This is a genomic window from Streptomyces sp. NPDC058880 (assembly GCF_042742535.1).
Classification (GTDB): domain Bacteria; phylum Actinomycetota; class Actinomycetes; order Streptomycetales; family Streptomycetaceae; genus Streptomyces.
In genome coordinates this window covers 18,989-33,589 of sequence record NZ_JBHYMC010000029.1, presented here as the reverse complement: position 1 = coordinate 33,589, position 14,601 = coordinate 18,989, and the positions used below count along the sequence as shown (strand labels likewise).

1 protein-coding gene is annotated in these 14,601 nt (G+C 75.7%); it reads right to left on the bottom strand.

All coding sequences use genetic code 11. From position 1 onward, the window contains the following. Positions 1–9: 9 nt before the first annotated feature. On the bottom strand, positions 10–14,460 hold the full coding sequence (locus ACFW2G_RS18410; protein WP_384680982.1) for a type I polyketide synthase: 14,451 nt from the start codon (positions 14,458–14,460) through the stop codon (positions 10–12). Between the last annotated feature and the right edge of the window lie 141 nt (positions 14,461–14,601).

Genomic DNA, 14,601 nt, shown 5'->3' with positions numbered 1-14,601 from the left:
AGCTCTCTCTCAGGCGTTGCCGAAGTTGTTGTCGAGCAGGGCGAACAGTTCGTCCGCCGTAGCGGTTGCGGTGTCCTCGGCGGGTGCGGGCGGTGGGGTCCCGCCGTCCGGGGCGGCTCCGCGCCGGCCCCAGCCGCGCAGCAGCGCGTCCAGTCGTTCGCCGACCCCGTCGGTACCGGCCGCTCCGGGCGGCACGGCCGCGAGGAGCACGGCCAGCCGGTCCAGTTCGGCCAGCAGCGGCGAGGGCGGTGCGGGCGCGGCGGAGAGCTCCGCATCCAGGTGTGCGGCGAGTGCGTCGGGCGTCGGGTGGTCGAAGACGACCGTCGGCGGTACGGGCAGCCCGGTCGCCTCGACCAGTACGTTCCGGAACCGCACCGCGAGCATCGAGTCGAAGCCGACCTCGGAGAAGGAGCGCTCCGCGCGGACCGGACCGGTGCCGGGATGGCCCAGGACCGCGGCGGCGTGCCGGATGACCAGGTCGAGTACGGCCTGACGGCGGGCCTGCCGGTCCAGCGGGGCCAGCCGGGCGGCCAGGAGGACGGCGGGGGTGTCCTCGTCGTCGCCCGCGGCCGCGCCCGACTCTACGGGCTCGACAGGCTCGACGGGCTCCGTTGGGGTACGGGGGACCGTGGCGGCCGTCCGGCCGGGGGTGGGCAGCCAGTACCGGTCGCGCTGGAAGGGGTAGGTGGGCAGCAGGAAGGGTGTGGCGTCCGGGTCGGCGGTTCCCGTCCAGGGCGTCCAGTCCACCGGGCCGCCGCCGCTCGCCCACGCTTCGGTCAGGGAGGCCAGCAGGCGGTCCCGGCCGCCGTCGCCGCGGCGCAGCGTGCCGACCGCCGCCACCTCCCGGCCGGCGTCGTCGGCCACCGCCTCGATCCCGGCGAGCAGCACCGGATGCGGGCCGACCTCCACGAACAGGGTGTGGCCCGCGTCCACCAGGGTGCGGGTCGCGCCGACGAAGTCGACCGGCTCGCGCAGGTTGCGGTACCAGTAGGCGGCGTCGAGCGATTCTCCGGCGACCGGTTCGCCGGTCACCGTCGAGCAGAGCGGGACGGCCGAGGCCCGCGGGCGGATCCCGGCGAGGGCTTCGCGCAGTTCGTCCTCGATCTCGGCGACCTGGGCCGAGTGCGCCGCGTAGTCCACCGGGATCGCCCGGGCTCGTACGCCTTCCCGCTCGCAGGCTTCGAGCAGGGCGGCCAGCTCCTGCGGCTCTCCGGCGACGACCACGGCCGCCGGGCCGTTGACCGCGGCCACGCCCACGCGTCCGCCGTCGGGCAGCAGGCGGGCGGTCCGCTCGGCGGAGGCGGCGACCGACACCATGCCGCCGCGCCCGGCCAGCCGCAGCAGCGCCCGGCTGCGCCGTGCCACCACGAGGGCCGCGTCGTCGAGCGAGAGCGCTCCGGCGACGCAGGCGGCGGCGATCTCGCCCTGGCTGTGTCCGACGACCGCGTCGGGGGTGACCCCGGTGGCCCGCCAGTGCGCGGCGAGCGCCACCATCACGGCGAACAGCACCGGCTGGACGACGTCCACGCGGTCGAGCGAGGGTGCGCCGGGCGCGCCGCGGAGCACCTCGGTCAAGGACCAGTCGGTGTGCGGGGCGAGGGCGCGTTCGCAGGCGGCGATCGTGGCGGCGAACGCCTCGGAGGTGTCGAGCGCGGCCACGGCCATCCCGGCCCACTGCGCGCCCTGGCCGGGGAAGACGAAGGCGGTACGGCCGCCGCGCGCCCGGTCCTGCACGGCGTCGGGCGCGGGTTCGCCGGCGGCGAGGGCGTCCAGCCAGCCGAGGAGCGCGTCGCGGTCGCGGCCGGTGGCGGCGGCCCGGAACGGCAGGGCGGGGCGGGTGGTGGCGAGCGCGCGGGCCGCTCCGGCGGCGTCCCGGCCGCCGTCGGCGCGCAGGTGCTCGGCCAGCCGGCGGGCCTGGCGGCGCAGGGCCGCGGGGGTCATGGCGGACAGCAGCCACGGCACGGTTTCCGCGGTGGCCCCCGTGGCTTCGGTGTCCGCGACGTCGCCGGACCGTTCGTCGGGCGCGCCTTCGGCCGGCGGGGCGCTGTCGGCGGGGGCTTCCTCAAGGATGGCGTGCGCGTTGGTGCCGCTCATGCCGAAGGCAGAGACCCCGGCCCGGCGCGGCCGGTTCCCGTCCGGGGCGTCCCAGGGGCGGGCTTGCGCGAGCAGCCGCACCGCGCCGGCCGACCAGTCGACCCGGCTCGACGCCTCCTGGGCGTGCAGGGTGCGGGGCAGGACGCCGTGGCGGAGGGCGAGGACGGTCTTGATGACCCCGGCGACCCCTGCGGCGGCCTGGGTGTGCCCGATGTTCGACTTCAGCGACCCCAGCCACAGCGGCCGCCCCTCGGGCCGGTCCTGGCCGTACGTGGCCAGCAGGGCCTGGGCCTCGATGGGGTCGCCGAGTACGGTGCCGGTGCCGTGGGCCTCGACCAGGTCGATGTCGGTACCGGCCAGTCCGGCGGTGGCGAGCGCGGCCTTGATGACCCGCTGCTGTGCGAGACCGCTGGGGGCGGTCAGGCCGTTGCTGGCGCCGTCCTGGTTGACCGCGGTGCTGCGGACGAGGGCGAGGACCGGGTGCCCGAGGCGGCGCGCGTCGGAGAGGCGTTCCACGAGCAGCACGCCCACGCCCTCGCCCCAGCCGGTGCCGTTCGCGCCTTCGGCGAAGGAGCGGCAGCGGCCGTCGGGCGAGAGCCCCTGTTGACGGCTGAACTCGACGAAGACGTCCGGGCTCGCCATCACCGCGGCGCCGCCGACCAGAGCGAACGAGCAGTCCCCGGCGCGCAGCGCCTGCCCGGCCAGGTGCAGGGCCACCAGCGAGGACGAGCAGGCCGTCTCGACGGTCACGGCGGGGCCGCCGAGTCCAAGGGTGTAGGAGATGCGACCGGACGCGACGCTGGTGACGGTGCCGCTCAGCAGGTGCCCCTCGACCTCGTCGGACGGGTTCTGCGGGCCGGTTCCGTAGCCCTGGGTCGCGACGCCGACGTAGACGCCGCCCTCGCTGCCGCGTACCGACGCGGGGTCGAGTCCGGCCCGCTCCAGCGCCTCCCAGCTGGTCTCCAGCAGCAGCCGCTGCTGCGGGTCCATGGCCAGGGCTTCGCGCGGCGAGACGCCGAAGAACTCCGCGTCGAACTCGGCCGCCCCGTCCAGGAATCCGCCTCCGGTGGTGTAGAAGGTCCCGGGGTGCAGGGGGTCGGGGTCGTAGAGGGTGTCCAGCGACCAGCCGCGGTCGGCGGGCAGCGCGGCGACCGCGTCCACCCCGTCGTCCACCAGCCGCCACAGGTCCTCGGGCGAGCGGACGCCGCCGGGGAAGCGGCAGGCCATCGAGACGATGGCCAGCGGCTCGTCGTCCACCGCGGGTCCGGCCGGGCCGCCGACGGCCGCGGCTTCGGCTTCGGTGTCGCTCAGTCCGTCGAAGAGGTGCACGGCGAGGGCGGCTGCCGTCGGGTGGTCGAAGACGGAGGTGAGGGCCAGCGGCAGGCCGGTGACCTCGACCAGCCGGTTGCGGAGTTCGACGGCGGTGAGCGAATCGAAACCCGCCTCCCGGAAGGGGCGTTCGGCCGCGAACTCGCCCGCCGACTCGTGGCCCAGCACCGCCGCCGCCTCGCTGCGGACCAGTTCCGTCAGCAGCTTGCGGCCCTCCGGCCCGGACAGCCGCTCCAGCCGCTGCCGCCACGACGGGTCGCCGCCCGTACCGGCTCCGGCGGGGGCGTCCGCGGCGGGGCCGCCGTCCGGCGGCGGGGTCTCCGCGGCGGCCGGCAGTCCGCGCAGCAGCGCACTGGCGCGCACGGATCCGAAGGTGGGAGCGAAGCGGCTCCAGTCGACCTCGGCGACCACCGCTTCGGTCTCGTCCAGGTCCAGTGCCAGCCCGAGCGCGGCGAGGGCCGCCGCGGGGTCCATCGGCACCAGGCCGTGGCGGCGCAGGCCGTCCCCGGTGGCGCCGTCGGCCATGCCCGCGCCGGACCAGGGGCCCCAAGCCACCGAGGCCGCCGTCAGGCCGCGGCCGCGGCGCGCCGCGGCCAGGCCGTCCAGGTAGGCGTTGGCCGCCGCGTACGCGCCCTGACCGCCGCTGCCCCAGGTGGCCGAGATCGAGGAGAACAGCACGAACGCGTCGAGTCCGACGCCCTCGAACAGGGCGTCCAGGTGCGCCGCGCCCCGCGTCTTGGCCGCCGTGTCCGCGGCCAGCTCCTCCGGGGTGCAGTCGGCGAGCGGGGTGTCGGAGGTCAGTCCCGCGGTGTGCACCACGGCCTGTACGGTGTCGTCCTCGGCGCGCAGTCGCGCCAGGACCCCTTCCAGTGCGGTCCGGTCGGCGACGTCGCAGGCCAGTACGGTGCTCCGGGCCCCGAGCTCCGCCAGCGCGGCGACGAGGGCGTCGACTCCCGGCGCCTCGGGCCCGCGCCGGCTCAGCAGTACGAGGTGCTCCGCGCCGCGCTCCGCCAGCCAGCGCGCCACCTGGGCGCCGAGGCCTCCGGTGCCTCCGGTGACGAGGACCGTGCCGCGCGGGGTCCACGGTGCGGGCCCGGGCGCCGCGGGTCCCGGTGCGGGGACGAGGCGGCGGCCCAGGAGTCCCGGCGCGCGTACGGCCACCTGGTCCTCGCCGTCGTGTCCGGCCAGCACCGCGCACAGCCCTTCCAGCACGGGTCCGTCCAGCAGCTCCGGCAGGTCGACCAGGCCGCCCCAGCGCCGCGGGTGCTCCAGCGCCGCAACCCGGCCCAGGCCCCACACCTGGGCCTGCTCGGGGCGGACCGGTGTGGTGCCGTCGACCGCCACCGCACCGCGGGTGGCGCACCACAGGGGTGCGTCGATGCCGCTTTCGCCCAGGGCCTGGAGCAGCAGCAGGGTCCCGGTCAGGCAGGCGTCCAGCGTGCGCAGCCGCGGATGGGTTCCCTCGGCCAGGCCCAGCAGCGACAGGACGCCATCCAGGGCGCCGAACTCCGGTAACAGTGCGGCCAGTTCCGTCCGTTCGACGGTAGCCCCGACCCGGATCACGACCACGTCGGCGCCGTGTCCGGCGAGGGCCTGTTCGCAGGCGAGCGCGGTGTCCTCGGCGCCGGGTCCGTCCGGGGTGACGAGCAGCCAGCGGCCGGAGAGCCGGGCCTCGGCGGGCGCAGTGAGCTGCTGCCACGCGATGCGGTAGCGCTGCGGTCCGGCCGGGGCCTCGATCGCCCGGCGGGAGCGCCAGGCTGCGGGGGCCGGGTCGAGGGCGGCTTCCGGCCAGAAGCGCCTGCGCTGGAAGGCGTAGGTGGGCAGGTCGACCCGTCGTACGTCGGTGCCGCTCCAACCCGCCGACCAGTCCACCGGTACGCCGTGCAGGTGCAGCGAGGCGAGTGCGGTGCGGACCGCGTCGGTCTCGGCCCGGCCGTCGCGCAGCAGCGGCACCGTCCGGTGGGCGCTGGAAGCGGAGGCGGAAACGGTATCGGTGCCAGGGGCGGCTTCTTCGGGACCGGCTTCGGGGTCGGCGAGGCAGGTGTGCAGCATGCCGGACAGCACGCCGCCGGGGCCGAGTTCGAGGAACGTCGTCGCACCCTCGGCCCGCAGCCGGCGGGCCCCCGCCAGGAAGCGGACGGTGTCCCGTACGTGGCGCACCCAGTGGTCCGGGGAGCGGAGTTCGGCGGCCGTGGCCGTCCGGCCGGTCAGGTTGGAGATGATCTCGATGCCGGGCGCGTGGTAGGTCAGCGACTCGGCCACGTCCCGGAACGCGTCGAGCATCCCGTCCATCCGGGCGGAGTGGAAGGCGTGGCTCACGCTGAGGCGCCGGGTGCGCCGGCCGCGGGAGCGGAACACCCCGGCCAGCCGCCTTACCGCGTCCTCGTCGCCGGACAGGACTACGGAGAAGGGCCCGTTGACGGCAGCGACGTCCACCGCGCCCCGCTCCGGGTCCTGCCCGGCGCGGGCCGCGAGGCCGTCGTGCAGGGCCTGGCGCACTTCCTCCTCCGTGGCCTCCACGGCCACCATCGCTCCGCCCGCGGGCAGCGCGTCCATCAGCCGGCCCCGGGCCGCGACCAGCGCGCAGGCGTCGGCGAGGTCCAGTACGCCCGCGGCGTGGGCGGCGGCGAGCTCGCCGATGGAGTGCCCCATCAGCAGGTCGGGCCGCACGCCCCAGTGCCGGACGAGCCGGAACAGGGCCGTTTCCAGGGCGAACAGCGCGGGCTGGGTGTACCGGGTGCGGTCGAGGAGCTCCGCCCCGGGGGTTCCGGGCGCGGCGAACAGGATGTCGCGCAGGGGCAGGTCGAGGTGCGGGTCGAGCCCGGTCAGCACCTCGTCGAGGGCATCGGCGAACACCGGGTCGTCGCGGTAGAGCCCGGCGCCGGCCCCGGCCCGCTGGCTGCCCTGTCCCGGGAAGAGGAAGGCGGTCCGGCCGGAGTGCCCGGCGCGGCCGGTGAGCAGCCGGCCCGCCGTGGTGCCCCGCGCGAGGGCGGTCAGTGAGCGCCGGACGGACGCCCGGTCCTGCCCCAGGACGGCGGCCCGGTGTTCGAGCGGGGCGCGGCCGGTGACCAGCGAGTAGGCGACGTCGGCCAGTTCGAGGTCCGGGTCGGCGTCGAGCCGGCCCACCAGCCGGTCCGCCTGCGCCCGCAGCGCCTCCGGCGTTCTGGCCGACAGCAGCAGCGGCACGGGCGGGCCGGTCCGGCGGGCGGTGGGCGTGGTCGCGGTGACCGCGGCGACGGCCGCGGTGGCAGTGGCGCCATGGGTGCCGGTCTCGTCCGCGGTGCCGGTGTCGGCCGGGTCCGGGGCAGGCACGACCGCGATGACGGGCGCCTGCTCGATGATCGCGTGCGCGTTGGTCCCGCTGATGCCGAACGACGACACGCCCGCCCGGCGCGGGCCCCCGGTCCGCGGCCACGGGGTGTGCCCGGTGAGCAGCCGGATCGCGCCACCGGACCAGTCGACGTGCGGGTTCGGCGCATCCGCGTGGAGGGTGCCCGGGAGTTCGCCGTGGCGGATGGCCAGCACCATCTTCATCACCCCGGCCACCCCGGCCGCGGCCTGGGTGTGCCCGATGTTCGACTTCACCGAGCCGAGCCACAGCGGCCGGTCCGCGGGGCGGTCGGGCCCGTGCACGGCTTGGAGGGCCTGCGCTTCGATCGGGTCGCCGAGCCGGGTCCCGGTGCCGTGGGCCTCGACCGCGTCGATCTGGTCGGCACGCAGCGCCGCGTCGGCGAGCGCGGCCCGGATGACCTGCTGCTGGGAGGGTCCGTTGGGGGCGGTGAGCCCGTTACTGGCGCCGTCCTGGTTCACGGCGGTGCCGCTGATCAGCGCGAGGACCGGGTGGCCGTGGCGCAGGGCGTCGCTGTGGCGCTCCAGCAGCAGGACGCCGGCGCCCTCACCCCAGCCGGTGCCGTCCGCCTCGGCGGAGAACGCCTTGCAGCGTCCGTCGGCGGCGAGTCCGCGCTGACGGCTGAACTCGACGAAGAGCTTCGGTGTGCTCATCACCGTCACCCCGCCCGCGAGGGCCTGTTCGCAGTCGCCGCGGCGCAGGGCCTGGACGGCCAGGTGCAGCGCCACCAGGGACGACGAGCACGCGGTGTCCACGGTGAGCGAGGGCCCCTGGAGGCCGAGGACGTAGGAGAGCCGTCCGGACAGCACGCTGGCCGTGTTGCCGGTCAACAGGTGGCCTTCGGAGATGCCCTCGGCGCCCTCCAGCAGGGCGGAGTAGTCCTGGCCATTGGTGCCGATGTAGACCCCGACCTGGCGGTCCTTCAGTGCGGTCGGGTCCTGTCCGGCGCGCTCGACAGCCTCCCAGGTGGTCTCCAGGAGCAGCCGCTGCTGCGGGTCCATGGCCAGGGCTTCGCGGGGCGAGATGCCGAAGAACTCGGCGTCGAACTCGGGGACGTCGTGCAGGAAACCGCCCTGCCTGCTGTACGTGGTGCCGGCCCGGTCGGGGTCCGGGTCGTACAGGCCGTCGGTGTCCCAGCCCCGGTTCGAGGGCCAGTCGCCGACGGCGTCGGTGCCTTCGGACAGCAGCTGCCAGAAGTCCTCGGGCCGGGTGACTCCGCCGGGGAAGCGGCAGCCCATGCCGACGATCGCGATCGGCTCGCTGCGGCCGGTCTCCGCGGTGCGGTGCGCCCCGGTCGCGACGGGAGCGGCGGTCTCCTCCGGCGCGTCCGGGAGGCCGAGTTCGGCGAGCAGCCGGTCGGCGAGGGCCGACGGGGTGGGGTGGTCGAAGAGGACGGTGGCGGGCAGGGCGAGTCCGGTGGCGGTGGCGAGGCGGTTGCGCAGTTCCACGGCGGTCAGTGAGTCGAAGCCGAGCGCGGAGAACGCCTTGGCGGGCTGGACCGTGTTCACGTCGGGGTGGCGTAGGACCGCCGCGGCGTGGGCGCGTACCAGCTCGGTGAGGGTCCGGACTCGGTCCTCGTGGCGAGGCAGTACGGCGACCTGCTGCCGCAGGGTGTCGGCGTCGTGGGCTCCGTCGGCGGAGCCGCCGTCCCGGGCCGGCGGTGCGCCGGTGTCGGGGGCGGCCGGGGCCCCGGCCGGGTCCGGCAGCGCGTCCAGCAGGGCGGTGGAGCGCAGCCCCATGCCCGCGGTGAAGCGCCGCCAGTCGATGTCAGCGACCATCACCAGCGTGTCGTCCTCGGCAAGGGCCCGACCGATCGCGGTGACGGCCGTTTCGGGTTCCATCACCGGCATGCCGAAGTCCCGCAGCCGCGCGGCGACGTCGTCCGCGAGCATGCCCGGCCCGGCCCAGGCGCCCCAGGCCACGGAGGTGCCGGGCAGTCCGGCGGCCCGGCGGGCGGCGACAAGCGCGTCCACGGCGGCGTTGGCGGCGGCGTAGTTGCCCTGCCCGGCGTTGCCCAGGACGCCCATCACGGACGAGAACACCACGAAGGCCGAGAGGTTCAGGCCCGCGGTGGCCTCGTGCAGGTTCCGCGCGGCGGTCAGTTTGGCGCGCAGCACCACGGCGAGCCGGGCCGGGTCGAGGGCGTCGACCACGCCGTCGTCCAGGACGCCCGCCGCGTGGATGACGGCGGACAGCGGGTACTGCACCGGGATGGCGTCGATCAGCGCCGCCAGGGCGACCGGGTCGGCTACATCGCAGGCGGCGAAGGCCACCTCGGCGCCCAGCGCCGTCAGTTCCGCCCGCAGGGCGTCCGTACCGGGTGCGTCGGCGCCGCGGCGGCTGACCAGCAGCAGCCGCTCCGCGCCCTGGCCCGCGAGCCAGCGCGCCGTGTGCGAGCCGACGCCACCGGTGCCACCGGTCACGAGGACCGTGCCCTGCCACTTCGGACCGGGCCGCACCGGGACGGCCGGGCCGTCCGCACGGCCCTCCGACGGCGCGGCGAGAGGGGCAGCGGAGGAAGCGGAAGGGGCGGGGCGCAGGCGCCGTCCGTGGATGCCGGTGGACCTCACCGCCACCTGCTCCTCGTCGGCTACGGCTCCCGCGAGCACCGCGCACAGGCGGCGGGCGGCGCGCGCGTCCAGCACCTCGGGCAGGTCGACCAGGCCGCCCCGGCGGTGCGGGTGTTCCAGGGCCGCGGTCCGGCCCAGGGTCGCGGACGCGGCCTGCCCGACGGTTCCGGGCCGCTCCGCGCCGCCCAGGGCCGCCGTTCCGGTGGTCAGCGTCCAGAGGCGGGCGTCGATGCCCGCATCCTCCAGCGCCTGGGCCAGCGCGAGGGTCAGCGCCGGGCCGCCGGGGAGGTCGGGGTGCTGGGGATGGGTGCGCTCCTCCCAGGACAGCAGCGACAGCACTCCGGCGATCGGCTGTCCCCCGACGGCATCCGTGAGCAGCACGGCCAGTTCCCCACGGGTGGTGCCCGGACCGGCGACGACGCACGGAATCAGGTCGGCTCCGGCATCGCGGAGCGCGTCGAGGACGGCCGCCGCGGCATCGCTCTCGGGGCGCAGGGCAAGCCAGCGGCCGGCGAGTCCGTCCGCCGGGGCGACCGACAGGGGCGTCCAGGTGACGCGGTAGCGCCAGGATTCGGCCCGCCGTTCACGGGTCCGGGCGGAGCGCCAGGCGGCCAGGGCGGGCAGCACCTCGTCCAGGGCGTCACGGCCGACGCCCAGGGTCTCGGCGAGCCGGGCCGGGTCCTGCCCTTCCAGGTCGTCCCAGCGGTCCTCGGCGGCCGGAGCGGGTACGGGGGCGGGTGCCGTCAGCCAGTAGCGGCTGCGTTGGAAGGCGTACGTCGGCAGCTCGACCCGCCGCGCCCCCGGATACGCCCCCGACCAGTCCACCGCCAGACCACGCTCCCAGGCCCGGCCCACCGCACGCAGCACCTGATCGAGACCACCCTCACCACGACGCAGAGTGCCGAGCACCGCGGCGTCCACACCCGCGGCCTCCACCGACTCCGCCACGGCCACGCCCAGCACCGGGTGGGCGCTGGCCTCGATGAAGACGCGGTGCCCGCTGTCCAGCAGCGCACAGGTCGCCTCCTCGAAGCAGACCGTCTCCCGCAGGTTGCGGTACCAGTACTCCGCATCCAGAGCCTTCGTATCCAGCCAACCACCCGTCACCGTCGAGAAGAACGGCACCGAACCCGAGCCCGGCGCCACCCCGGCCAGATCCGCGAGCAACTGCTCACGAATCTCCTCCACATGCGAAGAATGCGAGGCGTAATCGACCTCGATCACACGCGCCCGCACCCCCTCCTCCACGAACTCCGCCACCAGTTCCGCAACCGCATCCGCATCACCCGACACCACCGTGGACGAAGGCCCGTTGACCGCGGCCACCGACAGACGACCATCCCACCCGGCAAGACGTTCCCGTACCGCGTCCGCAGGCACCGGCACCGACGCCATCCCACCCCGACCCGCCAACACCCCCACCGCACGCGAACGCAACGCCACCACCCGAGCCCCATCCTCCAGGCTCAAACCACCCGCCACACACGCAGCCGCGATCTCACCCTGCGAATGCCCCACCACCGCATCGGCCGTCACGCCATAGGACCGCCACACCTCCGCCAACGACACCATCACAGCCCACAACACCGGCTGCACCACATCAACCCGCCCCAGCAACTCCCCCGACCCCAACGCCTCCACCAACGACCAATCCACAAACGGCGACAAAGCCCGCTCACACTCCGCCATCCGCCCCGCAAACACCACCGACCCAGCCAACAACTCCGCAGCCATCCCCACCCACTGCGAACCCTGACCCGGAAACACCAACACCGTGGCGTCGGTCGGCAATACACCCTCCCCGCGCACCGGGCCCGGCTCCGCGCCGCCATCGGCCAACTGCTGTAGCAGCGCCCGCAGTTCGTCGCCGTCACCGACCAGCGCCCTGCGGTGTCCCCAGACGGCGCGGCCCGTGGCCAGCGAGAAGCCCACGTCGGCGGCCTCGGCGCGCGACCCGTCGCCGACCCGGGCCGACAGCGCCGCCGCCTGCGCGCGCAGCGCCTCCGGGGTGCGTGCCGACAGGGGCCACACCACCGTCCCGCCCGGCTGCACGGACGGCCCGTCGCCCGGTTCCCCGGCCGGTTCGTCGGCCGGCGCCGCCTCCACGATCACATGGGCGTTGGTGCCGCTGATCCCGAAGGAGGACACGCCCGCCCGTCGCGGACGACCCGCGTCGTCCCACGTACGGGCCTCCGTCAGCAGCCGTCCGGCCCCCGCCGACCAGTCCACCTCGGGCGTCGGGCCGTCCACGTGCAGCGTCTTCGGCATCACTCCGTGCCGCAGGGCCAGCACCGATTTGATGACCCCGCCCACGCCCGCCGCGGCCTGGGCGTGTCCGATGTTGGACTTGAGCGAGCCGATCCACACAGGCCGGTCCGCCGGACGCCCCTGCCCGTACGTCGCCAGCAACGCCTGCGCCTCGATCGGGTCACCCAGCCGGGTCCCCGTACCGTGCGCCTCCACCACGTCCACCTCGGCAGCCGACAACCCCGCGTCCGCCAACGCCGCCCGGATCACCCGCTGCTGCGACGGACCGTTCGGCGCCGTCAACCCATTGCTCGCACCGTCCTGGTTCACCGCAGAACCACGGATCACCGCCAGCACCGGATGCCCGTTCCGCCGCGCGTCCGACAACCGCTCCACCAGCAGCATGCCCACGCCCTCGGCCAGGCCGAAGCCGTCGGCCGCTGCCGCGAACGCTTTGCAGCGGCCGTCGGGGGCCAGGCCGCCCTGCCGGCTGAACTCGACGAGCATGCCGACCGTGGACATCACGGTGGCGCCTCCGGCGAGCGCCAGCGAGCATTCCCCCGACCGCACCGCACGTACCGCGAGGTGCAGGGCGACCAGCGAGGAGGAGCAGGCCGTGTCGACGGTGACCGCCGCTCCCTCCAGCCCGAGGATGTAGGCCAGCCGGCCCGAGGCGACGCTTCCGGTGTTGCCGGTCAGCAGGTGGCCGCCCGCGTCGGCACCCTGTTCGAGGGAGGGCCCGTAGTCCATGGTCATCGCGCCGACGAAGACGCCCGTCCGGGTGCGGCGCAGGGTGGACGGTTCGATCCCGGTCCGCTCCAGCACCTCCCAGGTGGTCTCCAGCAGGAGCCGCTGCTGCGGGTCCATGGCCAGCGCCTCGCGCGGCGAGATGCCGAAGAACTCCGCGTCGAAGTCGGCCGCGTCGTACAGCAACCCGGCCTCGCGCTGGTAGTAGCGGCCCGGTGTCCCCGGCGCGGGGTCGTAGCGCCCGGCGAGGTCCCAGCCGCGGTTGTCGGGCAGCGCGGAGACCGCGTCGACGCCGTTCGACACCAGCTCCCACAGGTCGTCCGGGCTGCCGACGCCCCCGGGGTAGCGGCAGCCCATGCCGACGATCACCACGGGGTCGTCGTCCGCGGCCCGCACCGGCACAGGCGCGTCCGCGTCGGCGTCCTCACCGGGCCGTTCACCGGAGAGCGCGGCGCACAGGTACGCGGTCAGGTCGTCCGGGGTCGGGCAGTCGAAGACGACCGTCGCGGGGATGCGCAGCGTCGTCGCCGCGCTCAGCCGGTTGCGCAGCTCCACCGCGGTGACGGAGTCGAATCCGAGGTCGAGGAAGGCCAGTCGGCCGGGGACCGGGTCGGACCGCCCGGTCAGCGCGGCGGTCTCCGCTGCCACCAGCCGGGCCAGCGCGGCGCGTTGCTCCGCCGGGTCCATGGCGGCCAGCTCCGCGCGGAACGCGGCGCCGTCGTCCCGCTGCCCGTCGCCGTCCGCCGTCCCGTGCCCGTCCGCCGCTCCGGACGCGCCCGCCGGGACGGCCTCCGTGAGGGCCGCCAGCGGGAGTTCGGGTACGAGGGTGCCCGGCCCGGCGGAGCGCGCCTGCGGGTCGGGGCCCGGCGCGGCACCGCGTACGTACAGTTCACCGAGCGAGGTCAGGAACCGGCCCGGCCCGTCCTGGTTGCGGCGCAGCGTGCCGAGGACGGCGGCCTGTGTGCCGCGCTCCTGCGCGGTGTCCGTGAGGGCGGAAGTGAGCACGGTGTGCGGGCTGACCTCCAGCAGGACGTCGTGGCCGTCCCGCAGCAGGGCTCCGGCGGCCTGCCGGAAGAGGACCGTGCCGCGCAGGTTGCGGCACCAGTAGTCGGCGTCCAGGATCGGGACGTCCAGCCGTCCGCCGGTCAGCCCGGAATAGTAGGGCAGGTGCGGGGTGCGGGGGCGGACCGGGGCGAGGTCGGCGCGCATCCGGGGGACGATCTCGTCGATGTGCGGGGAATGGGCGGCCAGGCCCACCGCGATCCGCCGTGCGTGCACCCCGTCGGCCGCGAGTCCGTCGAGGAGTTCGGCCGCGGCGTCGCGGTCGCCGGAGACGATCACGGACCGCGGGCCGTTGTGCGCGGCGACGACGAGGCGGCCGTACCAGCGGCCCAGCCGCGGTTCGACCTCGCCGGCCGGGGCCATCACGGAGACCATGTCCCCGCGCCCGGCCAGCGTGGCCTGGGCCTGGCTCCACAAAGCCACCACGCGCGCGGAGTCGTCCAGGGACAGCGCGCCGGAGACCTCGGCGGCGGTGACCTCGCCGACGCTGTGGCCGAGCACCGCGTCCGGCCGTACCCCGTGTGAGCGCCACAGCGCGGCCAGGGACACCGTCACGGCGAACAGCACGGGCTGCACCACGTCGGCGCGGTCGGCCGCGGGGGCGCCGGGCGCGTCCGGGTCGCGGAGCACGTCCATCAGTGACCAGTCGATGAAGGGTTCCAGGGCCTGCGCGCACGCGTCCATCCGGTCGCGGAACACCGGGGAGGCGTCCAGCAGGTCGACCGCCATCCGAGGCCACTGCGCGCCCTGTCCGGGAAACACGAAGGCGACCCGCCGGGCGGACCCGGCGGCCGACCCCTCCACCAGGCCGGGCATGGTCCGGCCCTCGGCGAGCGCGTCCAGCCGCTCCAGGAAACCGTCGCGCCCGTCCGCGACCAGTGCCGCCCGCCGGCTCCCTCCGGACGCGGTGCGCGCGAGGGTGAACGCGACGTCCTGCGGACTCCAGTCGTCACGGCCGGCCAGGTGCGCGTGCAGCTCGCGTGCTCCGGCCGCCAGCGCGTCCTTGCCGTTGCCGGCCAGTGTCCACAGCAGCGGTGCTTCCGTACCGTCGGGGTGCGCCATCGTGTCTTCGGACTCCTTCACGGCGAGCAGGACCTTCCGTCACCGGACCTGGGCGGGCGCCCGCTCCCGCGGGTCCCGCGCCGGCCAGGGCGCCTTCGTCATGCCCGGCGCGTACCTCCGCCGGACCTGCGACGCCGATCT

What these genes read in the sequence shown, in the direction of transcription:
- ACFW2G_RS18410 (WP_384680982.1), bottom strand. Translation starts at nt 14,460, where the DNA reads ATGGCGCACCCCGACGGTACGGAAGCACCGCTGCTGTGGACACTGGCC.